Raw genomic sequence first — 22,392 nt, 5'->3', positions numbered from 1 at the left:
CCCCAACTACTCCTGTAGCAGTTGCCATAAGGAGAGGAGGCAGAAAAGGACTCGTGACACCCGCAGTGCCCCCCCCCGCGGCGGCCGTGCCGCCGCTCTTGACCGAGTAGGGAAACTCTTACCGCGTGAGCCGGAGACGGCTTCCAGCACGGTCCGGTAGTTCTCCACCGTGAACTGCTGGCTGTACAGGCTTACTCCGTCAAGGGTTGGTAGTTGCCCATCGCCGTCGAACCGGCGGAATGACGTTGTTTGTGAGGTTCACCGGCTTCTCGGCTCCGGTGAAGAGCGGGATGAACGGCGTACGACTGCTCCCTCGAACCCGCCATCTCGTGCACCCCCCGCTCGCCCGTCGGCGCCGGCGGGCGGCGTACGGTCGGCGCCATGAGCTACGAGACCCCCAGGGCCTCCGACGGCACGACGCTGTGCGCGTGGTGCGGCGGGCCCGTCCGGCAGTCCGGCGTCGGCCGGAAGCGGGAGTACTGCAAGCAGGGATGCCGAGAGCTGGCGTACAGAGAGCGCCGCCAGCAGAAGCGGATTGCTGAAGCGGTCGCCGCCGCTGTCGCCCCCCTCGTTTCGTCAACTGACGATCGGGTGCCCCGCCCGAAAACATCAGTTGACGAAACGGCAGCGGTGCAGGCCACCCCCGCTATTCCTGCGCCCGCTCCGATCCCCGATCCCCCGGCCGCGGCACCCGTGGTGACCCCGGTGACGCCCGCTCCTCGGGCGGCCCGGAGCGCCATAGCGGCGTCGGCCATGCCGCTGGCACCCTCGTTGTTCGACGACGAGCAGCTGCCGGGCGAGTAGGTTCCCCGGAAATCAGGTCCTCTCCCCCGTCAAGTCCATGGGTCCGCCCGTGCCCGGCGGGGGCTAGCTGGCAAGCTGGCTAGCTAGCAAGCTGGCTAGTCCATGTGAACGGAAGGCGGAGCGATGGCGCAACGGATCGCCGTGGCGAACAACAAGGGTGGGGTCGGCAAGACCACCACCACGATCAGATTGGCCGAGGCCCTGGCGAAGGCGAAGAAGCGCGTACTCGTCGTGGACCTGGACCCCCAGGGCAACGCGAGCCGCCGCCTGGGGTGGCAGTACGACGCGGCGAACCCGAAGCCGACCATCAGCGAGGCGATCCGCGCGGACGAGGACGGCGCCGCGGCCGGGGTGCTCCAGCCGATCGGCTGGGACGTCGAGTACGCGGACCGCATCATGCTCGCGCCCGCGCGCCTGGAGCTGGAGAACCGGATGGCCGAGGCCGGCACGGCGGGCGCGTGGCGCCGCCTGGTCAAGGCCCTCAACGGGGTCGACCGGCACTTCGACTACACGCTCATCGACTGCCCGCCGTCGCTGTTCCACCTGACGCAGCTCGGCCTGGCCGCCGCGCACAAGGTCGTCATCGTCACCGAGCCCGAGTACGACTCCGTGGACGCGGCCACCCGTGTTCGCGACTTCGTGGCGAACCGCGCCATCGACCTCGGCAACCCCGGTCTGGAGGTGGCCGGGGTGGTGGTCAACGGGATGAAGAACCAGCTGCTCGACGCCGAACAGCGCGACTCGATCCGGGAGCTGTTCGGCCCGCTGGTGTGGGAGCCGATCATGAACATGCGTTCCGTCCTGGCCGGGGCCGACAACGACGAGCTGCCGCTCACGGAGATCCGCGGCGAGAAGGCCGGCGAAGTCCGTGGCGGGTACGAGCTGCTGGCCGTCGAGCTGATGAAGGCGATCCCCGCATGAGCCCCCGTCCCCCGAGGAAGACCGTCAGCGCCTCCCAGCCGCCGAACCCGGCGCTCACCGCGACGAGCGAGACCTTGATCGTCGGAAGCTCGGGCGGCCCGGCGGCCGCGCCCGCCGCTGCGGCTGTGCCGCCGACGCGGCAGAAGAACGTCCGGGTGCCCTTCGGCTCGTACCTCGACCCCGACCTTCAGCGCGCGTTCAAGGCGCACTGCGTGCTGTCCGGGATCGAGATGCAGGACGGCTTGGAGCAAGCGATCCGGCAGTACCTCGGACTCGGCCCTGACCAGGCAGTTAGCTAGCTAGCCAGCTTGCCCGCTTGCTAGCTAGCTGGCTTGCTAGCCGACGGACAGGCTGGACCACCCCACCCACGGCGCTTAGGCTCGTGGGTCCCCACGGGCGTGCGGGAGGCCAACTGACGACACGCTCCTCGGCCCCGACGAAACCCGCACCGACGCGGAGCGACCACACCGGCCTCGGCCACATCGCGGCAGCAGCTGCTCCCCGCCAGCCACGACCTATGGGTGCGTTCGCCTCACGCGCCGTCCGGATTGACGGCGGGGGTACGGCGGCCCGCCCAGCTCCCGGGCTGCCAGACGGCCGCTCAGGGCCCGCGTCCCCCACCCCTTCCGCCGCTGGCCGCTTTTGCTGATCCGAGTGCGCCCGCAGTCGCCGTCCGGAGGTGGCCGCGCATGCCATTTGACGTTAGGCGCCCCCGAAGTGGGCGGGAGGCAGGGATCTTCCGCGACGGCGGTCCGGGTACGAGGGAGCCCCCACCGGCGGACCGGAGGGGGCTCTCGTCTTGGGTTGTGTGTCGGTCCAGGTATTAGAGGTGACGTCATCGCCTGCGGAGTGAGACCGCGACACCGAATGCTGCGGCCAGTGCCGCGCCGACGCCGCCGACGGCTGCGATCGGGGCGGTCAGGGACGGGTGGGTCACGCACACGTAGCCCGTGCCGCCCAGGACCAGGACGACAACGAGGACCAGGAGCAGCGTCTGCACCGGGTCCGGCCCCTGGGGGGCCGGCTGCTGGGGCTGGGACTGCTCGTCGTTCGCGGACATAGGGGTTCCCCTCCCGTGAGCGCCTGCGGACGGTCCGCGGGCCGGGCGCGGAGCAGAACTCGCGCGCTGGCTCCAGGTTGGGACAGTGGATGATCTTGCAGGAGTGGGAACGCGGTTCCCGACAAATCGGCAACATCCGACCCTCCGGTCACCACTTCCGCCGAACCGTTCCCGGTGTGTCAACGCATGCGTGACAATCGGCCACCGGTACCGCTGTCAGGCGGTGTCTGCAGGCCGGAGGGGGCTGGTGATGGCGACACAGGGACAGAGCGCGGCCAGCTTGTACGCGGCAGCCCTGCGCGAGGGGCTCACTGCTTTCTTCACCGCGGGCGGCCTCCAGAAGGACATCGCGCAGGCCCTGAATATGGCTCCGTCCACTCTCTCCCGCTACCTGAAGGGTGAACGCGTCGCGTCCAGGGAAATCCTTGCCTCCCTGCGGGACTACCTTGCCCAGCAGGGCATGCCCTGGACGCCCGAGGAGTACGAGAACCTGGACGCGCTCTGCGGGCAGGCGCACGCCGCAAGTGGGTCCCCGGCCGTCCAGCTCGCCCAGCTGAACGAGGAGCTGGCCCGCCTGCGCGCAGAGCAGGAGAAGGCGCAGCAGGTCGCAGAGGAGCGTCTGAACGGGCTGGAGGAACAGGCGGGCCGTCTCGCCGAGCAGCTGGAGGAGGCGCTGGAGCGCGCCAAGACCGCAGAGGACCGCGTCGCCGAGCAGGACGAGGCGCTGCGCCACGCTCAGGACTACACCCACGAGATGGCGGCCGAACTCGACCAGCAACGCGAGCAGGCCCGCAAGCTGCAACAGGAAGTCGAGGTTCTGCGCAGGCAGAACCGCCGCCTCATCGAGGAACAGCCCCGCGTTCCCGGTGTGTCAACGCAGGACAGGAGCCTCGACGCCACCCTTGCGGTCCGCCGCACCCGACAAGCACGCATCGTGCACGAAGAGGCGCGGATCGCACGGGAACGGTCACAGGCCGGCGGCGCCCACCGCACCCTGAGGGCTAGCTACGAAAAGAACTACACCGCCCCGCCGCGGCCCCGGGCCGCCGCAAGCGGGCTGCGATACACGCCCGTCCGTGACACCCTCGTCATCCTGGTCCTGGCAGCTGTGATCTTTGTGCTCGGAACCGGATTCAGCGCGGGTCTTCGAGCTTCCCCCGGCCCCAGTGTCTGGAAGCTCGTCCTCGCCGCGGTGATCGTTCTTCTCATATCAGCGGGGTGCTGGGCGCAGAGCCTGCAGCTTGCCGACAAGTACGGGTGGCTGCTTGCCGACAAGTACGGGGAGAACGGTTGGCCCCCCGCTGTCGTGGACGTTTGCGGGCCGGTCTGCGCTCCTTCGTTCCTCGCCGGGTCGATCATCGCCCCCTTCATCCTCGTCGGCACCGGGGGCGGCCCCGGACACTGGCTCGCCGACATCATGGGACTGCTGTAACAACCCCACGGGAGCTGCCCACCCACGGCGCATAGGCTCGTGGGTCCCCACGGGCGTGCGGGAGGCCAACTAACGACACGCTCCTCGGCCCCAACGAGACCCGCACCGACGCGGAGCGACCACACCGGCCTCGGCCACATCGCGGCAGCAGCTGCTCCCCGCCAGCCACGACCTATGGGTGCGTTCGCCTCACGCGCCGTCCGGATTGACGGCGGGGGTACGGTCCGCGCCCAACTCAAGCCGGAAATGCGGCAAACCGGACAGCACCCGGGCACCCCTCCTCCGCCGCTGGCGTCTTTTTCCCACCCCGAAGCACCCGCAGTCGCCAGAGCTCCAGGCCACGGAGGCTTACGGAGATTAGGCGCCTTCCCTCGGACACGAGGAAGCCCCCGCCGGAGAGATCCGACGGGGGCTCTGAGCTGGGCTGATCAGCCGAGGATGTTCATGGTCACGCGGTGGTGCAGGGGTGCCGTGGTCATGGTGACGTAGACCGTGGCCCCGGCGGAGTCCTTGGTGACGTTGACGATCCGGAATCCCGGGGTCCCCTCTGCCATCCCGAGCGCGCTGGAGGCCGCCGGGTCCATGGGCTCCGCCGTGATGAACGCCTCCGTCGTGGCGACGTCCCAGCCGAGCCAGTCCGCGACGCGTACGCCAGTAGGCGGCTTGACCGGGGCCGAGCCGACCGGCGCGAGCATCGGGGGAGCTCCCTCGTGTCCCTCAGGAGAGCGTGCGGCGATCTCGTAGGGGATCACCGTCAGCTTGTGCTGCGCGGGAGTCCCCTCGATCGACCGGATGCGAGTCCGCTCCACGACCTGGGAACCCTCCGCGATCCCCCAGGGCTCCATCGACTTCGGCGCGGCCAGCTGGCGGACCAGGGTGGTCTCCTCCGTGGCCTGGACGCCTTCCTCGCTGGGCTTCCACGCCGTCGCCGTCGCCGACGCCAGGTCGGGCGGCGTGTAGTTGCCCAGGTGGGCGTCGGCACTGCGGCCGGCGGTGACCACGGTGCCGCTCCCCCGCTCGGTCCTCACCATGCCGAGCGCGGCCAGGACCGCGTACGCGGCGGCCACGGTCTGCTGACTGACTTCGTACCGCTCGGCCATGTCCCGCACGCTCGGCAGCCGGGCGCCGTAGCGGTACTCACCTGCGGCGATCCCCCTTCGGATGTCCGCAGCGATGTGGTTCGAGTTCACGGGTGTCCTCCTCCGGGCTAGGTCGTCCTGATTCCCCAGGCTAGCCGTGTCAAGCCAGAACACCGGAAATCTTGACAGTCGTCAAGACACTTCCAAACCATCTTGACACTTCGTCATGAGGCCCCTAACTTCGAGGTGTTGCAGCAGACCAGCGACCCGGAGCGGCCCGATCCGCTCTGGATGAAGGGGTGTTCGCCATGCCCAGGACCTCGGCCTTACCGCCCATGAACCGGCCCGGTACCGACGAGCTCGTAGCCCGGTACCGGCTGATCTCCCTCTCCCGCCGGCGCCTGCTGGAGCTGACCGACGTCATCGAGCCGTCGCCGTGCTCGCAGGTCGACCCGGAGACCTTCCACATGCAGGCGTCGCCGATCGGCGACCAGCCCAACCGGGCGGAGCGCAAGGCACTCGCCGTCTGCGGCCACTGCCCCGTGCAGGACCTTTGCCTGGTCCGGGACATGCGCGAGACCGAGACCCCCTTCGAATTCCGTGGGGTGCGGGCCGGTCTCCGCCAGGCCGAGCGCCGGTCCCTGCACATCGAGCTGACCCGCCAGGGGCTCCTGTGAGCGAGTCGAGCGGGATGACCCCGTGGTGGTCGACGGACAAGCCGACCCGCCTCATCACCCCGACCGTGCCCGAGCCGCGCGACGAGCAGCCGTCCGGCGACGACTGGTTCGACCGCCTGTACGCCGACGCGGACCTCGCCCCCGCCGCCCAGGCAGCCCCGGAGCAGGACCCCGAGGGCGACAACCCCGAGTTGTCGAAGGACGACTCGGAGCCCACTGGGACCCCCTGGTTCACGCCGCAGGCCGGGTACTGGCCGACCCTCCCCGACATGCCGAAGCCGTCGCTCAGTGACGGCGCGAAGAAGTTCCTGTTCAACGTCGGCGCCGGGGCCGCCGGGTGGGCGTTCGGACTCACCCCGACCTTCGGCGGCTGGATCGCCGCCTGCGGCCGGGACTACTCGATCAGCGCTGCCCTGGTCCTCGGCGGAGGCATCTGCCTCGGCATCGCCGCCTTCTGGGACAGCCGCACCCGCCACTGGTGCCGGCCGCTCGCCTGGTTCGCCCGCATCCCGCTCGCGTCCGCCGTCACCGCCCTCGCCCTCTACGCCCCCGCATCCCAGCTCTGACCAGGAGGATTGATGTACGAGCACGTCCAGTACGTCCAGATGGCAGCCGACACGTTCTCCGTGGGCGGCAGGCTCCTCGGCTCCGTCGGCGCCGGTGCCATCGCGACCGCCCTGTCCGTCGCGATGTTCGCCGGGATCAAGGAGCCCAAGGCCGCCGAGGGCAAGAAGGCGGGCAAGCAGCGCCGCAAGCTCAACAGCACCGAGGCGTCCGCCATGGGCCTGATCGCCGGAACCTTCTACATCACGGCCGGGTCCATCTGGACCGTCGGCAAGGAGGTCTCCAACGGCTTCGCGAGCATCTTCACCGGTGGGGCGTTCGGCAACGCGGGACTCGGCGGAGTCGCCCTGATCATCTCCGCGTACCTCTACTACCGGATGCCGCGCCCTGGATGGGCTGCCTTCCTCGGCGTCCTCATGGCCGGCATCTGCTCCGCCGCCGGAGGCATCTGGGGCTTGCCGGAGTTCCTCCTGCTCCTCCTCGCCGGAAAGCTGAACCTCCTGTGAGCGCCGCCGCCGAGCTCCCCGCCGAGGCCGCGCCCGAGGAGGAACGCGACCGCCCGCACCTCGAAGTCGTCCCGGACCCCGGCCGACTGGCCAGCCTCCGCGCTGAGCTGCACCCCTACCTCCCTACCCGCACCCAGCTCCGCGCCCCGTTCGCCGGGGTAGGGGCGGGCACCCGAGTCCTCATCGGGCAGGGCATGGAGTGGATGCTCAAGGACGGATGGATCTGGGACGGCCTGACCAAGGCCGGAGCCGTGGCCGGGGGCCTGTTCTACGGGCTCCCCGCCATCTGGACCGCCGTCAGCGGCATCACCGGCCCGTACGCGCCGTTCGTCCCGACCGCCGCCCTCATCTGCGGGTGCATCGCCGCCAAGCGGTACGCCCCCGAGGTCGAGGAGAAGCCGACCCCCGCCCCGGCCGTCGAGGCCGAGCACGTCGAGCACCAGGACGACGACGAGCCCGAGTACCTGGACGGGGAGGGCGACGAGCCGATCGAGGCCGACGAAGTCGCCGCCCTCATCCGTGCCGTCGCCGCACGCCACCAGCACCAAGGCGTGCACCTGGACGACCTCCTCGCCGAGGATCTCTTCGAGGGCTGGGAGAAGGCCGACCTCAAGGCCGCCCTGACCGACGAGTGGGGACTGCCTGTCGAGCCCTTCAAGTTGCTCTTCAAGACCCCGCAGGGGAAGGCCCAGCGGGTGCGTGACGGGGTGCGCCTGCGACACCTCCCGCAGGCCCCCGCCCGAGGGGTCGGGGAGGGGCCTGTCCGGGCCCTGTCCGCGGTGCCCTCCCAGGCCCCCGTCGAGGCCCCCGCTGGCACCCCGCCCGGGGCGCCCGCAGAGGTGGCCGTCGAGGCGGTAGTCGGGCCCTCCCCGACCGCCCCCGCGGCCCCCTCCTAGGGACCGGGTAGGCGGGTAGTTTCCGCAGGTCAGCGCGGCGACTACCGGGCCGCCTACCCCCGCCTACCTACTCGTCCTACCGGCCAGGCCCGAGAGGGGAGAGGGTGACGGCCACAGGCCAACACCCCACCTCCGGAGGAGAACAGCGCGTGTACCGCTACCGGTGCAACCAGTGCCGCACCACCTCGCCCGCCGTCCGTACCAGGCCGGAGGTCGAGGCGGAGAGAGACCGGCACCGGCGCCGCGCCCACGCCGGGCACATCCCGGACGGCGAGGAGATCCAGACCCACACCCCGCCGCCCAGGCCGGGCCAGCCGACCAGGCCCATCCACTACGTCGCGTACGCCGCCCTCGCGGTGGTGCTCGCGCTGATCGTCGGGTTCCGCCTCCTGGCGTGACCCGCACATGCCGGAGCGCCCCTCCTCAACTTGCCGGAAGACAAGGGGCGCCCCGGTTCCATCCCGATCACGAGACGGAGCCACATCATGGCATTTCGCAAGACGATCTCCCAGGACGAGCTGCGCCAGAACCTGACCTCCGACCAGCAGCAGAGCGGCCCCACCTACCAGTCGAGCCGCGGGGGCTGGTTCCCCGAGACGGACAAGCCGGTCGCGGGCACCCCCAAGTCCCAGGACGGCGACCGGTGAGCCGCCACACCGCCCCGGTCTGCCACGGCCGGCGGATGCGCCACGACGCGAAGCTCCGGCAGTACGTCTGCACCCGCTGCGGCGGCTGGACCACCCGCGTGACCGGCTGGGCCCTCGCCCTGATCGGGGGAGCGGGATGACGCTCCGACACCTGGTGCGAGCCCTCGCCCACCTCTGGCAGTGCGCGAGCTGCGGCACCTGGTCCACCGAGAAGACGAAGAACGGCCGCTGCAAAGACTGCCGCTGAGCGGAAGAGCACCCGGCCCTTTCCCTCCCTGGGAAGGGCCGGATAGGCCACCGCCCCGAATCGACTAGGTCAACCGGGGATGACCGGGGACCATGACCGGACCCCCGGGCGGACGCTTCGGCTCCGCCCGGGGCGCCCTTCGCCCACACCACCAAGGAGAGTGATGACCACCACCCTGGAGCCCAACGTTCGCGTCCCGGCCCCTGCTCGCCCCGCCCCCGCGTTGGAGGTCCGACCCGAGGCTTCGCCCACTCCGGCCGAGGCTTCGGGCACCTTCGCCGAGGCGCCGACCACTGGCACCCGGAAGGTCAACCGCCGGACGAAGAACACCCTCATCGCCTTCGGCATCGCCGGGTCGGTCCTCATCGGCGTGATCGGCTTCCTGCTCTCCTTCGACAACCTCACCGCCGCCGGGGTGAGGTGGGGGTTCGGGGACCGGGCCTCCTGGTTCGCCGTCGGAGTCGACGCCTCGATCCTCACGTTCCTTGTGGTCGACCTGATCCTGGTCATCTTCGACGTCCGCTTCGGACTCCCGCGGTTCCTGGCCCACGCGATGACCGGCGCCACGGTGTTCTTCAACGCCACCGCTCACGGCCACCCGCTCGACCACCCGGTCCGCAGCCTCGCCCACGGCCTGATGCCGGTGTTCTTCGTCGCGGGCATCGAGGCGGGCCGCCGCCTCCTCATCAAGCAGGCCGCTCTGGAGCGCGGCCGCGCGTACGACCCGATCCCCGTCCACCGCTGGACCCTCGCCCCCTTGGCCACCTACAAGCTGTGGCGCCGGATGAAGCTCTGGGAGATCCGCTCCTACCTGGAGGCCGTCACGGTGGAGCGGGACCGGGCGATCTACGACGTGTGGCTCAAGCACCGCGAGGAGCTGGAGGCCGGACACGAGAAGGGCAAGGTCGGAGCACTCGACCGACTGCCTATGACGATGAAGAAGTTCGGGATGAGCGTGGACGAAGCCCTCGCCCTCCCGGACAAGATGCGCCGAGCCGAGCAGGAGCGGAAGCAGAAGGCCGACGCCGCCGCCCTCCAGCTGGAGCTGCACCAGGAGAAGGCCGAGGCCGAGGCGGAGAAGCAGCGCCTCCTGGTCCAGGGCGAGATCGATGCCCTCCGAGCCTCGGTCAAGGCGGACACCGGAGTTGCCCAGGCCCAAGCCGAAGCCGCCACCGCCGGCGCCCGCCTCAAGGCGACGACCGCCCTGACCGCCGCCCAGCGCGCGGCCGATGCAGCCGACCGACTCGCCGGCGACGAAGCCGCCGCAGCCGAGTCCGTCACCGTCGCCGAAGCGAAGAGGAAGGCGGCCGAAGCCGAGCACGAAGCAGCCGAAGCCGCGCGCCTGGCAGCCGAAGCTCAGCTCAAGACCGAAGCCGACACGGCGAAGGTCGAGACCGAGCGGGCGAAGGTAGCCGAAGCCAAGAAGCGAACAGCCGAAGCCGAGCGTGACGCAGCCGAAGCCGCGCGCCGGGCAGCCGAAGCACGGGAGGCCACCGCCCAGATCCTCCGCCGCGCAGTCGAAGCCGAGGACCTCGCCGGGTTCTCCCAGCGCGAGCGCCGGGTGCGCATCGCGGCCCGGATGCTCCTCGCCGCCCAGGCTGCAGACGAGCCGTACGAAATCACCAACGCCGAGATTGCCGCCGCCATCGGCGTGAAGTCCGAGGGCACCGCCTCCGAGCACCGCGCCGACGCCCTCGCCCTCATCGGCCGGGGCTACGACCCCACCACCGGATACGACCCCGACGCCCCGTCCAACAGGTAAGGATGAAGACCATGACCGCAGTCACCCGCTGCCCCGCCGCCCACGACGAGGACCCGACCCCCTGCATCGGTCCGCAGGACGCCGTCACCATCGTGGACAAGCACGGCACCGCTGTCCCCGCCTGCGAGAACCACGGAACCGTGCTCCTGGCCTCGCTCTACGACGGCCGAGTCGAACCCGGCACCGTGGTTGGTGCGGCCACCCGCGTGCTCGCCGCCGCCGACACCACCCACCCGTTCCCGTGGCTGGTCGACGCCCTGCGCACCGAGCCCGGCCAGCGCTCCAACGCGGACAACCGCCGCGCCGCCGGCGAATAGCCGTACGGGCCCTCCCGCCTGACGGGAAGGCAGGATGCAGAAGGCCCGTGACGCGGGAATCGTCACGGGCCTTCGTTCGCCTCACGAGATCTCGTGAGGCACTTTCGTAGCGGTGGTGGATATCCCCGCAGAAGTGCGAAAGGATCTCCCCACAAAAGAACGTGGGGCGCACCGGAACTCCTACATCCCGGAACGCCCCGCGCGAGTCCTCACCCTTTCGTTCTCAGGCGACCAAGCAAGGACCCAACGCTTTGATCAGCGTACCCGGGGACAGCCGTCCCGCAACACCTGTCCGGACGCGTCCGTCCGACGATCACCCGACTGATACGTCGGGTGTATCCGCATTTGTTCCCCAGCTTCCCGCAGTTGCCCGCGACCAGCGCGCGGCCGACCGCAGCCTGCTGGAGGACCCCCAGGCCCGCGCCGCCTTCCGCGCCGCCACCAGCGAAGACATCAAGCAGCGCCAGGCCGCCGCCCGCACCGCAGGCCGCGCCCGCCGCCTGGCCCGCCAGGACGCTCGTGCAGCCCGCCGAGCCGCACATCACACTCCGGCCATCCCGGGTACCCCCAGCTTCCGCTCAGAGGCCACGGACGACTCCTCCCCGGCCACCCCCCGGGGTGCGGCTCGGGAAGCGGTAAATCTCGTTTCCACCGCAGGACACACCCCCCCCCCCACCAGTGGTCAGCAGCCGCCCGCGGACGGTGAGATGAAGCGGCTGCGCCTGCGCGACCAGCGGCGGCGCCTGCGCGAGGCGATCCAACGGTTCACACGTCTGAGTGGAGTTCGCTCCTGTGGCACCGGCACGACCGGCGAACTCGTCGGCCTGCACGTCGGGAAGGGGGCCGCACGGTTCGCGGGACTCCAGTCCTGCCACTCCGTATGGGCCTGCCCGATCTGCCAGGCGCGGATCCGTGCCGCCCGCTCCGTGGAGCTCGAACGCGCCGCCCTGGCCTGGCTCAAGGCCGGGCACGGGCTCTACATGGCGACCCTGACCGTGCCCCACTGGCAGCACGTCCGCCTCGCCAGCAGGGTCAAGGACGGCCACAAGTGCGGCGGTCAGCGCTCCTGCACCTGCGCCTGCAAGTGCCCGGTGCTCGCGCCGGCCCCGGGCATGGAGAAGCCGACGTGCACCTGCAAGTGCCCGGTCGACCCGGGCCAGCTCGCCCGCGTGGTCGAGGCCTGGCGCGGCGTGCAGGCAGGCAGCTGGTGGGCCGGGCGCGACGTCATCCAGCAGGGCGCACCCGCGCTGTGGCCCACGGGCGCCGCCGCCAGGCTCGCGCTGGAGGAGGACGGGCGCTACGTCCGGCGCCAGGAGTACGACGCCCAGGGCCGCCCGGTTGGCCCGGCGACCGTCTGGCAGCAGGGGTTCCGCGAGCGCTGGGGCATCGTCGGCACCACCCGCACCATCGAAATCACCTGGGGCGCCAACGGCTGGCACTCCCACGCCCACGTCCTGATCTGGACCGAGGACCTCGCCACCGACGCCCGCGCGGAGGCCATCGAGGATGAGCTCTTCGCCCGGTGGGCGAAGCGCTGCACGGCCGTTGGCCTGCCCAAGCCCGCCCGGGGAGAGATCAGGGAGTCGGACGGCAAGCGGATCGGCAAGGGCGTCGACGTCACCGCCGCGACCAGGGAGAAGGCCGACGCGCTCGGCCGGTACGTCGTCAAGCTCCAAGAGGGCGGCGCCCTCGCCATGGAGATGACCCGCGCCGACCTCAAGGTCGCCCGGGGGCAGAAGGGCAAGACCGCCTTGGAGCTCGCCGCGTACGCAGCGGCCGGGAACGAGCAGGCCATCGACCTGTGGCACGAGTTCGAGTTCGCCACCCGCGGAGTCCAGTGCCTTACCTGGAGCCAGGGCCTGCGCGAACGCCTGGCACCCCTGGTTGAGCTGGACGAGCGCGAGGACGACGAGATCCCGGAGGAGGAGGCCGCCGAGACCCCCGAGGCCCCGTCGCTCCTGATCGCCCGTGACGCCTGGTGGCGGGCCATCGTCCCCGTCTACGGCGCCCGCGCGGACATCCTGCACGCCGCCGAAGTCGGCGGCCTGCCCGGAGCCATCGCCGTGTTGGACGGCCTCGGCCTGGTCCAGGGCACCGATTACGGCGCCCCGGCACAGATGTCCGGCCCCGTCCTGCCGTCCGTCGACCAGCTGCGCCGCGGCCAGGCCGACCGGCAGGCCCGCCGCGACCGCCGCAAGGCCGTCGACAACGCCGTGCACGACCGGACCCCTGAACAGTGGGCCCAGGCATGGGAGCGTCGGGCGGAGGCCGAGCAGCAGCAGGCCCGCGCCGCCACGGCCGAGCCGACCGACACCGAGAACACCGCCGCCGAGGTCGAGCGCACGCAGGCCGCCGCCGAGTTCGCCCGCCGCCGCGCCGAGCTCCGTCACGACCCCGACGCCCACCGGTCCTTCGAGCGCGACGATGTCCGGCCGGTGCACCTGCCCAGCGTCGAGGACTTGGACGTCGTCGCCGACGCCCGGCCCGCGCCCAAGGGCGCACCGGCCTGCGGCGAGTGCGGAGCCGCACTCGCCGCCGAGATGATCCCGCACGGGAGGCACGTCATGTGCTGACCGGTGGTGACCGGCGGCCACGACACCCTCCGCAAGCTGATCGAGTCATGGGCCTGACCTGGAAGGTCGGCCCCCGCGGAGGGCATCACCGTCGACCTCCCAGACCAGAGGAAGACGACAAGCTGACTCTCGGTGGTCCTCGCGACGGTCCGACGCAAGCGCCGCCGACCATGTGCAGCCCAGCGGGCGCCGTCACCGGGGGTAGACGCTCCTCCACGGCGCTGCGCATGCGTGTCTACGCCACCAGAGGTCCTCCGCCCTTCGGCCGGCCACCGGAACGTTGTGCTTCGTTGGCGGAAAAGGCAGGAAAAGCGCGTCTATTGAGTCCCCTGGCGGGGAGTTCCACGGCCCTGCTGCGTACAACCTGGAAGAGGGAGAACCGGAAGGCAAGACCTTGCGGGCAGAGCTTTTTTCAGTTGTGTCCGGAGACGATCCCGGACGGTGTGAAACTGAAATGAAAGCCGCTGGTGAAATCCCTCTGGAGTGTCCGGAAAATATTGTGTGCCTATGGGTCTTGTGCGGCGGTGAAGCGTCTCCGACTCTTGGTCGCATACGACTGCTCGACAGCCTTAGAGGTAGCTGAGCGGCGGCCCATGCCTTCTGTTGGCCCAGATCGCGATGGGAACGATCTCTCTCTCCGTGGCAGCGGAGGAGCGGAACACAGAACTCCACATTTCGCCTAGCCCCTCACGCTCTCGCGTGAGGGGCTAAAGGCCGTTCCCGGGGAACTTGTCATTGCGACAGTCCGTGTGCATCAATCGAAAAGGAGCCGCCGGGGAGGACTGCCAACTCCCCGGCCACAAGCTCCATCTGACAGAAGATCTGGGCCATTAACCGGAAGGGTTTTCGAAATGGGCTGGAAGTTCTTTGCGAACTGTGTGATCCCGGAGAAGAAGACGCCCAGGAAGTCCCGGGCGTTCGTCATCGTCATCGTGCTCGCCGTGCTCGCCACGGTGGGCCTGTCGGTCGCGGGCATGCCGCCGGTGGTCAGCATTCAGCTGATGGCGGCCGTTCTCGGGGGCATCGAGGCGGTGCGCCGGCTGACCGGCTCCAGGGAAGCACCCATGATCCACCCGCCGGCGCCGGGAACGCCTGCATAGCGGTCCCGCACCGTGCCACGCGAACCCATAGGCCCCGAGGTCGCGAAGCTTGCCAGGATGCTTCGCGACCTCAGGGCGGCCACCGGCCAGCTGAAGCTGGAACTGCTGGCCAAACGATCTATGACCTCCACGGCGACTCTCTCCCGCATGCTCAGCGGTCAGACTCTGCCTCACTGGCCGTTGGTGCGGGCAGTCGTGGACCTCCTCGACCCCGCGGCGGACCATGACCTCTGGCTCTCCCAGTACGACAAAGCGCGTGCCGAGCAAGCCCGTCAGCGCTCCACGTCCAGGTACACCACCCGTTCAGCAGTAGGCCAGGCCCCAGCCGAGATCATGGACCTCCAGGGACTCCAGGACGCGCTGCGGTCTCTCATCCTGGAATCGGGGCAGTCGGTGCGGACCGTTGCACGCCGCACCCTCATCCCGAAGAGCACCATCTTCGACGCCCTCAACGCGCCTCGGCTCCCCCACGTCCGCGTCGTCGCAGCCATAGCCCACGCCTGCAACACCCACATCGAGCCCTGGACGAATGCGGTAGGCCGACTCTCCGCGGTGGCCCGAGCCCAACCAGAAGCCCCCGAGCCAGAGCCGAGTCCGCACGACACCGTGGCCACTGTCGTGGCCGCCTGGGCACTGCCTGACATCGCCGCACTAGTCCTCGGCCTGCGAGAAGGAGGAAACACAGAACTCGCGCTACATCTCCTGGAGGGCGTAGCCGAACAACGACCGCCACGAGACGTCGCCACCCTCGCTATGGCTCTCCTGGACACAGCTGCTCCCAAGCCGGGCAACGGCCGGCATCGCAGCTCCATACAGAAACCTCCCACTGCACCACCGGCACGAGCGACACCCGAAGCCGGTGGTCCTCGGGAGTGACCGACGCAAGCGTCGGTCATCGGAGCCCGGAGGCTCCGATCCGGGGACCGATCCGGCCCGGTGACCGACCGCCGGAGCGCCCAGGCCGAGACGCACCCCGATCGGTCACCTGACCCCCGGAGGCAACCCATGTCTCGGCAGCGAGGTATGCCGGTGCGCTTCGCTTACCGGCACCTCGCCCCTGGCGCGCTAGCGCTTGCCGGGGGAGGACCGCCCTTGACGGGCGGTCCGTCGGCGGCGCCAGGGGCCGCACGGCAGGCGCGAACGGCCGCGCCGGAGCCGTGCCGCTGCCGCGGCGACGGCTCCCGAGGTACTCCGGCCGGGGTCGTCAGCGGCGGTCGCTACTACCAAGGCTTGACGGAGTAGGGCCGCTGTACGGCACGGACTTCACGGTGGAGAACCGCCGCAGGGTCCTGGCCCATGCCGGTCTGGGCCGTCAAGGCGGCTGGGGCCGCTCCCGGGCAGGGACTTCCGTCGGCTGCTGTGGCTTTCGCTGATCACGACTTCTGCCTGATCCCGAGCATCTCGCCGGTTGAGGGGGCGCCCGATGACCTCCAGGCGACCCACTCCCTTGAGGGATCTTGAGGACGCGTGCTGTCCCACACCGCCTGAGCCCCGAGAAGGGGTGGAGGACGCTTGCGCGCCTTGGTGCTCGCTTCCGCACTGTCCTCCTGCCCTCACCGCTTGACGGGTGGGCACCCTTTTTCTACCGCTGGAGGACTCCATGCCGCTCGACCCGATGACGCTCGTCCTGCTCCTCGTTCTGCTCACCGCTGTGGTGTGCGCGACGGTCGTTTGTGTCGTCGCCCTGTGCCGTGCGCACCGGACCGACGCCGTCGCCGTCGTGCGGGCGCTGGCCGAGCTGGTCGCGGTCTTCACGCGTTACCGGCGCAAGCGGTAGCCGAGGGGGAGATCCGCAGGTGATACGACTGGTGGGCCAGTCGCCAATGGCGACCGGCCACCGTCGAGGGGGAGAAATGGCACGGGGCACGCCGGGCAGCAAGAGGCAGCACACGGTGTCGGTGCGGCTGAACGACGCGGAGCGGAAGCGGTGGGACGAGGCTCGCGTCGAATCCGGCCGCCGAGAGTTGGGCGCGTGGGTCCGAGCCGTGGTCGAGGACCAGCTCGCCGACGCCGGCGACGGCCAGGCCCCGGGCGCCGAGCGAAGGCCGGCGCCGCTCGACCCGGTGTCGCAGGCGACGTACGACGAGCTGTGCCGGATCGGAGCGAACCTCAACCAGCTCGTCCGGTACAGCCACCAGGACGGCCACCTCCACCCCGCCATCGAGGCGGCCCTGTTCGAGGTCGGCAACGCGGCCTTGGCCCTGCGGGGGATCACGCCCATGGACCCTGCGGACCCCGAGTGATCGCCAACATCACCAAGGGCCGGAAGGCCGTCGGCGCGATCCTCTACGACTTCGGCCCCGGCCGCCGCGACGAGCACGTGAACCCGCGGATCGTCGCCGGGAACGTCACCGGCACCCCGATGCAGGTGGCCCGCGCGATCGACCACACCGCCCGCCAGCGCCCCGAGATCACGGCACCGATCTGGCGTACGTCGCTGTCCCTGCCCGACGAGGACGGGATCCTCCCCGACGGCCAGTGGGCCACCATCGCCGAAGACTTCATCGCGAGCATGGGCTTCGACGGTGCCCCGTGGGTCGCTGTCCGCCACGGCGACGACCACGTGCACCTCACCGTGTCCCGCGTCGACTGGGGCGGGCAGCTGCTCACCGACCGGTGGGACTACCGCCGCGCCCGCGAGGCGGCCGACCGCCTGGAGGAGCAGCACGGCCTGGTCCCCGCGCGCGAGCGCTTCCGCGCCGAGGGCCCGCAGGTCCGCAACAACGAGCTGGAGGCCGCCCGCCGGCGCGGCCGGGGCCTGGACGGCCCGCCGCCCGAGCGCGAGGAGCTCCGCCGGATCGTCCGCGAAGTCCGCGACGCCAGCCGCGGACTCGGCCGCGCCGCCTTCGAGAGCGGACTGGCCGACGCCGGAGTCGACTTCCGCGCGAACGTGGCCAGCACGGGCAGGATGAACGGCTACTCGTTCACGCTGGCCGGGTGGACCGACGGTACGGACGCCCAGGTGTGGGTGCCCGCCTCCAAAGTCGCCAAAGACCTCCGGTGGGCCGCCCTCGGCCCCGTCCTCGGCCCCGTCCTCGGCGACGGGCCCGCCACACCCCGGATCCCCGACCCGCGCATCGCGTTCGCCGCCGCAGCGACGTCGACCACCGTCCTGCAGGACGGTCCGACGCGCGCCGAGCTCGCCGCGGCCGCCGAGCGCGGCGCCGAGATCCTGCGCCAGGGCCAGGCCGAGCGCGGCATCGTGCCCGTGCCCGAGCAGCAGCCGGCGGCCCGGTCCACCGACCCGGCCGCGAACCTCCTCGCGCAGTGGCGGGCCATCGCCGCCGGGCAGCAGCCGCCCGCCGATCCGGTGCCCACCGCGCCCGCGACGATCCCGGCCTGGACGGACAAGGCCCGCCGGCCCCAGGGCCGCCTCAGCAACGACGGCCTGGCCGCCGCCATCAAACGGCGGGAGAAGGAGCTCGCCGTCGCCACCCGCTTCAAGGCCATGGCCGAGGAGGAGATCCGGACCGGCGACGCCATCGCCACCGGGCAGATCACCGGTCCGTACGTCCAGGAGCTCCACCAGCTCCTGGCCCGCCTGGAGGAGGCCGAGCCGCACATCACCGCAGCCCGGCAGCACCGGGAGATCCTGGAGGCCGCCGAGGAGGCCACGACCCGGGCCCGCGCCGAGTGGAAGGAGGCCGACGGCCGCAAGACGTCGAGCCGGTGGGAGCTGTGGCGCCTGGGCACCAACCGTGCCGAGGAGAAGACCCGGGCCGCGAACGCGAGCGACGTCATCAGCGACAGCACCGAGGCCGCCCGCAGCGCCCGCGCGACGGCCGCCAAGGAGGAACAGGCCGCCCGGCAGCAGACCGGAGTGCGCGACCCGGGCGCCGAGCTCGACCGGCTGCGCGAGAACTGGGGGGAGCTCGTCGGCGACGCCCACGGCCGCGACCAGGACCACGGCACCGCCCAACGCAGCAACGGGCAGAGGGACGCCGCCCGGCACGCCACCTCGATCACGCAGACGGAGAAGCGGCTCGCCGAGCTCCGCCAGGAGCAGGTCCTGCGCAAGACGATGCCCGACGGCCAACGCCGGGCCGAGGGACGCGCCCGGTCCGCCGCGGCCCAGGTCGCCATCCCGAAGTCGAGGAAGGCCGGCACCGGCCGCCGGTACACCGGGGCCGCGTACGAGCGGCCCGCGCACCTGCGGCAGCCGCCGTCGACCCGCAGACCGGAGAGAGGCCCGGGAGTCTGAATCGCGAGGTCGATCCAGTAGATCAGCGGGCCGAACTAAGGAATGTGGCGTCAAAGTTCACCGCAGAATCCCTCTCGGTAGGGATTCCGACCCCCGATATGTGCAATATCCCTCTGAGCAAGGGATCTGCCTATAGGTGTGGGTGTTCACTTTCATCAGCTGACAGGGCTTTGGAATGGTCCCGCGCAGCTTCCGGGTTACTTCGGGGGTGGCTCCCCCGGAGAGCCCCTGCTCGTAGAGCATCACGAAGGCGGCCGCACCCTCAGGGGTGCGGCCGCCTTCTGCTGTACCGGTGCTGGGTCATCGTCACCGGGCGTACTGACGAGTCTTGTTGAAGGTGAACTTCCTTCTGGGTGCGAGACCTTGACCAACAAATCCCTCCGAGAGGTGTTGTGTTGGGGCCGGGTCACCCCTTTGCCGTAATCTGTGCGTAGCGCCGGAGCGACCCCTCGCCAGGGATTCGCGGTGTACCGGCCGGTAATGCCAGTAGGGACCATTCCAAAGATCGCGGTCGAGCTGTATCTCCCCTCGGGATCGGTACGGCTCGGCCGCCGTACCCAAGGGTTTCTCATGTCAGAAGGCATTCTCGCGACGGTGCTCATCGTCGCCATCGTCATCGGAGCGGCGTGCTACGCCATCCGGCACCTCAAGAAGACCGCTGGCCGCGTCTCCGTGGTCATCGCCGCGCTCGCTCTCCTCGTAGGCGCGCTCGTCCCGGTCGTCAAGATCCTCGTCGAAACGCCCGCTGCGACGCCCCTCCAGGTTGTCGCTCCGGCACCTGGCCCCGCTGCCCCCGTCGCGGTTGGTGGTCTTCGATGATCGACTCCGTCACAGCCTCCTCCATGGTTGCGTTCTCCGGGAGGAGGACGTGGACGCACGAGGCTGCTGAGCGGTATCTCCGGGCTCAGGGGCTTCCCGCTCATGTGATCGAGATGCTCATCGATTCCGCTCGACTGCAGGCCGGGCACGACGGCCAAGTGCTGGCACATGGCGCGGAATGGATCCACATCCTCATCCGGGGTGTCGTCAAGGAAACGACTCCCCACGGGACTACACGGCTCTGGGCCAAGGGGGCCATCTTCGGAGACCTCAACCAGGTGATGCTCAGGCCTGGAGCTGGAGAAGCTTCCGGTCGGCGACCGCTCAAAGCCGGATCCCGTCTCACGTTCCTGACGACGGGCGCCACCTTGAGCCTGACCGTGACGACGCTTGCCCGGTTGATCGACGGAGACCCGGCCTTGGTCCTGTTCCTCGCTCAGCGGACCCAGGACCGCTCCTTGATCGTCGAGTCTGTCTACTCGGCGTCCAAGGCCGACCCCGCGGTCAGGGTCGCCAGGCTTCTCAACTACCTGGTCCGTCGACGGGGACTTCGACAGGACGGAGAGCTCAGCCGTATCCGCATGACGCGGACCGGTGTCCATGGAGTGCCTGACGGAGCCCTGACGGTCACCGGCCCGAGCCAGGCCGACATCGCAGAAGCCCTTGGGCTGGGGCGTACCACGGTCGAGAAGGCGATCGCCTCCCTGAGGTCTCAGGACATCTTGTCCACGCTGGAGCCCGGGACCCGGTCGAACCGGTACTACGAGATCCGGGATGCCCGGCTTCTGCGGTCCCTTGCCAGGTCGGATGGCTGATGGTCCACTTTGTGGCCCTGGCCTTGCCGGGGGCACAGCCATGTTCCGGTTCATCTGGAACATGAGGAGCTCCGGGCCAAGGTCACGGACTACGTCCAGACCGGTGGGTGCTGGGGGCCTTCGCCGGCCCCCAGACCCCCGCTCAGGTCGGCATCCCCCGACGCGGCCAGCTCCGTGTCGGCGGGCCGCCGTTCGCGCCGGGGGACACCGCCCACCTGTTCCGTGGCTCGGCGCCATCGATAGGTGGTCAAGGGGTCTGTACCTGCCGACTACTTCTCGAAGGCACGCTTCGGCGACGTCGCGACGCCCGGCCCGAGCGCCCGTCGGCTCTGCGGCTGTACCACCGCCTGGTCCTCGTCGCCGACGTTGACCCCGCCGTCGGACCCGGCCCGTTCGACGGGCAGGAGACGCGGCGCGGTGCTGTCGGAACTCGTGGATATTTCGGTCGCCGGACCGTGCCCCAGAGGGCGACGTGTGGTGCTCATACGAAGAGTCTGACGGGCCCGACGCAGTGACGTACGGGGGCCGTCGGGTGCGTCGTACTCGTCCCGGCCGGGACGGTCGGCAGGGTCTGCACCGTGAAGCCATCTCTCCCTGCGGCTGGGCAGGCCGCCATGTACCTTGCCGCCCTGCGCCCCGTGCCGGTACCCGTGAACGCGCTGAACGCTGCCGCGGTGCTCTTGGAGGACTTCGCCCGGTCCTGCGGAGACAAGGAAATGAGCCGCGTCTCCGCCGACGTCGCTGCCCTGCTCCGAGAGGCGGTCGACCCGCAGCTCCCCCGGCCCCAGGCAACCCCCCGGCCCTGCCTGCCGCGTACGAGGATGGGGTCCTTCATGGATCCCGATGAGTAGGCCGGCGAAGCCGCCCCCGCCGCCCGTCCGGAAGACGAAGACCTCTCTCTGGCTCCGCAGAAAGAGGTGTCGTCGCTCCAATTCGGCTTGCCCACCGGCTCTGACCAGCAGAAACCGAAGCGCTCCCGAAACGGGGGGTCCCACCGCCGGTCCTACCCCCGGTGCAACTCCTAGTCCCCCTCTACGTGCAACCGTCCAGCCCACTCCCGGTGCAACCCGCGCGGGGCGTTCCCAGTGGGAACAGCCGGGACCCGGGCAAGCCCCACGGGGTGCTGGGCAAGAGCCTGCGGCCGACCCGGTGCTCCACGGTCTGCGCAAGCCGGTCAACGACCTCCCGCGCGGTGCGCTCGTGCAGGACATCGTCACCACCGTGGCCATCACCGCGATCCAGGCGCAGGGCGTGCCGTCGGCTGATCAGCGGGTGTCCGGGCAAGCCTCCCCTGGTGTTGGGCAAGCCTCCCCGGGCAAGCCCCCAGGTTCCCCGGGAGCGGGTGCCGGCGGAGATGGGCGAGATGACCCCGGCGGGGGCCGCGGGCTACGGCTTCTTCCGGCGGTACCGGGTGAAGACGGAGACCAGCTCGGCCAACTCGCCGACCAGGGCGACGGTGTCGGTCCGGTGCGCGCGGAACAGGGCCACGATGCAGACGACGGTCGCGCACAGGAGGCCGACGATCAGAACGAGCAGGGCGAGGGTCATCGGGTCCATGGGTTTCCTCCATCGGTAGAAAAGCGTTCCCACCCCGCAGATGCCGGGGTGGCAGGAGGACAGTGCGGGAGCGGCCACCAAGGGGCGCAAGCGTCGTCCTCCACCCCTTCGCGGGGCTCAGGCGCCGCTGGACAGCAGGAGCCTTCGAAATCGCCTAGGGAGTCGATCTCGCACATGGTTCAGAGACGAGGGGATTCCCGGCAGCTCCCGTACAGCTGTTATGGGGGAAAACGGCGGCGATCCAGTACTGCGGCGGGCAGTGGCGGCCGGGAGCGGGGCGGAGACAGGAGCGGCGCGGCCGCCGGGGACCGCCGCGGGGGGGGGGTAGGGCCGACCTCTGCCCGAGAGGGAGAGGATTCCACTTGGGGGCCTAGAAAAGTTTCCAGGAGGGACGGGTGGTTTTTCCTATAAGCCC

24 protein-coding genes and 1 pseudogene are annotated in these 22,392 nt (G+C 70.4%); 21 read left to right on the top strand and 4 right to left on the bottom strand.

What is annotated here, in order from left to right:
• Positions 1-381: 381 nt before the first annotated feature.
• The 3 genes from ACFWVD_RS27515 (at position 382) to ACFWVD_RS27505 (ending at position 2,024) form a co-directional block, all read left to right on the top strand.
• Positions 382-804, top strand: coding sequence for a hypothetical protein (locus ACFWVD_RS27515; protein WP_379247665.1), 423 nt, complete (start codon positions 382-384; stop codon positions 802-804).
• Positions 805-927: 123 nt separating this feature from the next.
• Positions 928-1,725: a ParA family protein gene (locus tag ACFWVD_RS27510; protein ID WP_379247663.1), complete on the top strand. Its 798-nt coding sequence runs from the start codon at positions 928-930 to the stop codon at positions 1,723-1,725.
• Positions 1,722-2,024, top strand: a complete 303-nt coding sequence (locus ACFWVD_RS27505) for a hypothetical protein (protein WP_379247661.1) — start codon at positions 1,722-1,724, stop codon at positions 2,022-2,024. Before ACFWVD_RS27510 ends, ACFWVD_RS27505 begins: the two co-directional genes overlap by 4 nt.
• Positions 2,025-2,560: 536 nt before the next feature.
• Here the strand turns inward: ACFWVD_RS27505 and ACFWVD_RS27500 are convergent.
• Entirely contained in the window at positions 2,561-2,785 is a 225-nt protein-coding gene (locus ACFWVD_RS27500) for a hypothetical protein (protein ID WP_379247659.1), read from the bottom strand.
• Between the two features lie 250 nt (positions 2,786-3,035).
• Between ACFWVD_RS27500 and ACFWVD_RS27495 the strand changes: the two genes are divergently transcribed.
• Entirely contained in the window at positions 3,036-4,217 is a 1,182-nt protein-coding gene (locus ACFWVD_RS27495) for a hypothetical protein (RefSeq protein WP_379247657.1), read from the top strand.
• A 428-nt stretch (positions 4,218-4,645) separates the two neighbouring features.
• Here the strand turns inward: ACFWVD_RS27495 and ACFWVD_RS27490 are convergent, their stop codons facing one another.
• Positions 4,646-5,407, bottom strand: coding sequence for a GntR family transcriptional regulator (locus tag ACFWVD_RS27490; RefSeq protein WP_379247655.1), 762 nt, complete (start codon positions 5,405-5,407; stop codon positions 4,646-4,648).
• Between the two features lie 197 nt (positions 5,408-5,604).
• Here ACFWVD_RS27490 and ACFWVD_RS27485 point away from each other — a divergent pair, with 197 nt between their 5' ends.
• From ACFWVD_RS27485 to ACFWVD_RS27410, 16 genes are all read left to right on the top strand, one after another.
• Positions 5,605-5,973 (top strand): WhiB family transcriptional regulator, encoded by a 369-nt coding sequence (locus ACFWVD_RS27485; protein WP_379247667.1) that lies wholly within the window; start codon positions 5,605-5,607, stop codon positions 5,971-5,973.
• Positions 5,970-6,539 (top strand): hypothetical protein, encoded by a 570-nt coding sequence (locus ACFWVD_RS27480; protein ID WP_379247653.1) that lies wholly within the window; start codon positions 5,970-5,972, stop codon positions 6,537-6,539. The genes ACFWVD_RS27485 and ACFWVD_RS27480 overlap by 4 nt, the downstream gene beginning before the upstream one ends.
• A 12-nt stretch (positions 6,540-6,551) precedes the next feature.
• Positions 6,552-7,043, top strand: a complete 492-nt coding sequence (locus tag ACFWVD_RS27475; RefSeq protein ID WP_379247651.1) for a hypothetical protein — start codon at positions 6,552-6,554, stop codon at positions 7,041-7,043.
• Entirely contained in the window at positions 7,040-7,939 is a 900-nt protein-coding gene (locus ACFWVD_RS27470) for a hypothetical protein (RefSeq protein ID WP_379247649.1), read from the top strand. The genes ACFWVD_RS27475 and ACFWVD_RS27470 overlap by 4 nt, the downstream gene beginning before the upstream one ends.
• A 149-nt stretch (positions 7,940-8,088) precedes the next feature.
• Positions 8,089-8,337, top strand: coding sequence for a hypothetical protein (locus tag ACFWVD_RS27465; protein WP_379247647.1), 249 nt, complete (start codon positions 8,089-8,091; stop codon positions 8,335-8,337).
• Positions 8,338-8,424: 87 nt separating this feature from the next.
• On the top strand, positions 8,425-8,586 hold the full coding sequence (locus tag ACFWVD_RS27460; protein ID WP_379247645.1) for a hypothetical protein: 162 nt from the start codon (positions 8,425-8,427) through the stop codon (positions 8,584-8,586).
• Positions 8,587-8,996: 410 nt separating this feature from the next.
• On the top strand, positions 8,997-10,595 hold the full coding sequence (locus ACFWVD_RS27455) for a DUF2637 domain-containing protein (protein WP_379247643.1): 1,599 nt from the start codon (positions 8,997-8,999) through the stop codon (positions 10,593-10,595).
• An 11-nt stretch (positions 10,596-10,606) separates the two neighbouring features.
• On the top strand, positions 10,607-10,912 hold the full coding sequence (locus tag ACFWVD_RS27450) for a hypothetical protein (RefSeq protein ID WP_379247641.1): 306 nt from the start codon (positions 10,607-10,609) through the stop codon (positions 10,910-10,912).
• Positions 10,913-11,619: 707 nt separating this feature from the next.
• A complete protein-coding gene (locus tag ACFWVD_RS27445; protein WP_379247639.1) occupies positions 11,620-13,485 on the top strand; it encodes a hypothetical protein in 1,866 nt (621 codons plus the stop codon).
• Positions 13,486-14,336: 851 nt separating this feature from the next.
• A complete protein-coding gene (locus tag ACFWVD_RS27440; protein WP_379247637.1) occupies positions 14,337-14,585 on the top strand; it encodes a hypothetical protein in 249 nt (82 codons plus the stop codon).
• Between the two features lie 57 nt (positions 14,586-14,642).
• The gene (locus ACFWVD_RS27435; RefSeq protein WP_379247635.1) at positions 14,643-15,461 is read left to right on the top strand and encodes a helix-turn-helix domain-containing protein; all 819 of its coding nucleotides are present in this window, start codon (positions 14,643-14,645) and stop codon (positions 15,459-15,461) included.
• 724 nt (positions 15,462-16,185) lie between these two features.
• On the top strand, positions 16,186-16,362 hold the full coding sequence (locus tag ACFWVD_RS27430) for a hypothetical protein (RefSeq protein ID WP_379247633.1): 177 nt from the start codon (positions 16,186-16,188) through the stop codon (positions 16,360-16,362).
• A 76-nt stretch (positions 16,363-16,438) separates the two neighbouring features.
• Positions 16,439-16,828 carry a hypothetical protein gene (locus ACFWVD_RS27425; RefSeq protein ID WP_379247631.1) on the top strand — a complete coding sequence of 130 codons (390 nt, stop codon included), beginning with the start codon at positions 16,439-16,441 and terminating at the stop codon, positions 16,826-16,828.
• A complete protein-coding gene (locus ACFWVD_RS27420; protein ID WP_379247629.1) occupies positions 16,825-18,786 on the top strand; it encodes a relaxase/mobilization nuclease domain-containing protein in 1,962 nt (653 codons plus the stop codon). Before ACFWVD_RS27425 ends, ACFWVD_RS27420 begins: the two co-directional genes overlap by 4 nt.
• Positions 18,787-19,356: 570 nt before the next feature.
• Positions 19,357-19,605: a hypothetical protein gene (locus tag ACFWVD_RS27415; protein WP_379247627.1), complete on the top strand. Its 249-nt coding sequence runs from the start codon at positions 19,357-19,359 to the stop codon at positions 19,603-19,605.
• Positions 19,602-20,420, top strand: coding sequence for a Crp/Fnr family transcriptional regulator (locus ACFWVD_RS27410; protein ID WP_379247625.1), 819 nt, complete (start codon positions 19,602-19,604; stop codon positions 20,418-20,420). Before ACFWVD_RS27415 ends, ACFWVD_RS27410 begins: the two co-directional genes overlap by 4 nt.
• A gap of 269 nt (positions 20,421-20,689) precedes the next feature.
• On the opposite strand, the gene ACFWVD_RS27405 is transcribed toward ACFWVD_RS27410, so the two are convergent.
• Positions 20,690-20,905 (bottom strand): hypothetical protein, encoded by a 216-nt coding sequence (locus ACFWVD_RS27405; RefSeq protein WP_379247623.1) that lies wholly within the window; start codon positions 20,903-20,905, stop codon positions 20,690-20,692.
• A 655-nt stretch (positions 20,906-21,560) separates the two neighbouring features.
• Here ACFWVD_RS27405 and ACFWVD_RS27400 point away from each other — a divergent pair.
• Positions 21,561-21,674, top strand: a pseudogene (locus ACFWVD_RS27400) (phosphate acyltransferase); the annotation flags it as partial.
• Positions 21,675-21,806: 132 nt separating this feature from the next.
• On the opposite strand, the gene ACFWVD_RS27395 reads toward ACFWVD_RS27400, so the two are convergent.
• On the bottom strand, positions 21,807-21,977 hold the full coding sequence (locus tag ACFWVD_RS27395; protein WP_379247669.1) for a hypothetical protein: 171 nt from the start codon (positions 21,975-21,977) through the stop codon (positions 21,807-21,809).
• Between the last annotated feature and the right edge of the window lie 415 nt (positions 21,978-22,392).

Source organism: Nocardia sp. NPDC058666 (assembly GCF_042714895.1).
Lineage (GTDB): Bacteria > Actinomycetota > Actinomycetes > Mycobacteriales > Mycobacteriaceae > Nocardia.
This window is presented reverse-complemented; position numbering and strand designations above follow the sequence as displayed.

Excerpts from the sequence above, each read along its gene's own strand:
- ACFWVD_RS27515 (WP_379247665.1), top strand. The coding sequence starts at position 382 with ATGAGCTACGAGACCCCCAGGGCCTCCGACGGCACGACGCTGTGCGCG.
- ACFWVD_RS27510 (WP_379247663.1), top strand. The coding sequence starts at position 928 with ATGGCGCAACGGATCGCCGTGGCGAACAACAAGGGTGGGGTCGGCAAG.
- ACFWVD_RS27505 (WP_379247661.1), top strand. The coding sequence starts at position 1,722 with ATGAGCCCCCGTCCCCCGAGGAAGACCGTCAGCGCCTCCCAGCCGCCG.
- ACFWVD_RS27500 (WP_379247659.1), bottom strand. The coding sequence starts at position 2,785 with ATGTCCGCGAACGACGAGCAGTCCCAGCCCCAGCAGCCGGCCCCCCAG.
- ACFWVD_RS27495 (WP_379247657.1), top strand. The coding sequence starts at position 3,036 with ATGGCGACACAGGGACAGAGCGCGGCCAGCTTGTACGCGGCAGCCCTG.
- ACFWVD_RS27485 (WP_379247667.1), top strand. The coding sequence starts at position 5,605 with ATGCCCAGGACCTCGGCCTTACCGCCCATGAACCGGCCCGGTACCGAC.
- ACFWVD_RS27475 (WP_379247651.1), top strand. The coding sequence starts at position 6,552 with ATGTACGAGCACGTCCAGTACGTCCAGATGGCAGCCGACACGTTCTCC.
- ACFWVD_RS27460 (WP_379247645.1), top strand. The coding sequence starts at position 8,425 with ATGGCATTTCGCAAGACGATCTCCCAGGACGAGCTGCGCCAGAACCTG.
- ACFWVD_RS27455 (WP_379247643.1), top strand. The coding sequence starts at position 8,997 with ATGACCACCACCCTGGAGCCCAACGTTCGCGTCCCGGCCCCTGCTCGC.
- ACFWVD_RS27450 (WP_379247641.1), top strand. The coding sequence starts at position 10,607 with ATGACCGCAGTCACCCGCTGCCCCGCCGCCCACGACGAGGACCCGACC.
- ACFWVD_RS27445 (WP_379247639.1), top strand. The coding sequence starts at position 11,620 with ATGAAGCGGCTGCGCCTGCGCGACCAGCGGCGGCGCCTGCGCGAGGCG.
- ACFWVD_RS27440 (WP_379247637.1), top strand. The coding sequence starts at position 14,337 with ATGGGCTGGAAGTTCTTTGCGAACTGTGTGATCCCGGAGAAGAAGACG.
- ACFWVD_RS27435 (WP_379247635.1), top strand. The coding sequence starts at position 14,643 with ATGCTTCGCGACCTCAGGGCGGCCACCGGCCAGCTGAAGCTGGAACTG.
- ACFWVD_RS27430 (WP_379247633.1), top strand. The coding sequence starts at position 16,186 with ATGCCGCTCGACCCGATGACGCTCGTCCTGCTCCTCGTTCTGCTCACC.
- ACFWVD_RS27425 (WP_379247631.1), top strand. The coding sequence starts at position 16,439 with ATGGCACGGGGCACGCCGGGCAGCAAGAGGCAGCACACGGTGTCGGTG.
- ACFWVD_RS27415 (WP_379247627.1), top strand. The coding sequence starts at position 19,357 with ATGTCAGAAGGCATTCTCGCGACGGTGCTCATCGTCGCCATCGTCATC.
- ACFWVD_RS27410 (WP_379247625.1), top strand. The coding sequence starts at position 19,602 with ATGATCGACTCCGTCACAGCCTCCTCCATGGTTGCGTTCTCCGGGAGG.
- ACFWVD_RS27405 (WP_379247623.1), bottom strand. The coding sequence starts at position 20,905 with ATGAGCACCACACGTCGCCCTCTGGGGCACGGTCCGGCGACCGAAATA.
- ACFWVD_RS27395 (WP_379247669.1), bottom strand. The coding sequence starts at position 21,977 with ATGGACCCGATGACCCTCGCCCTGCTCGTTCTGATCGTCGGCCTCCTG.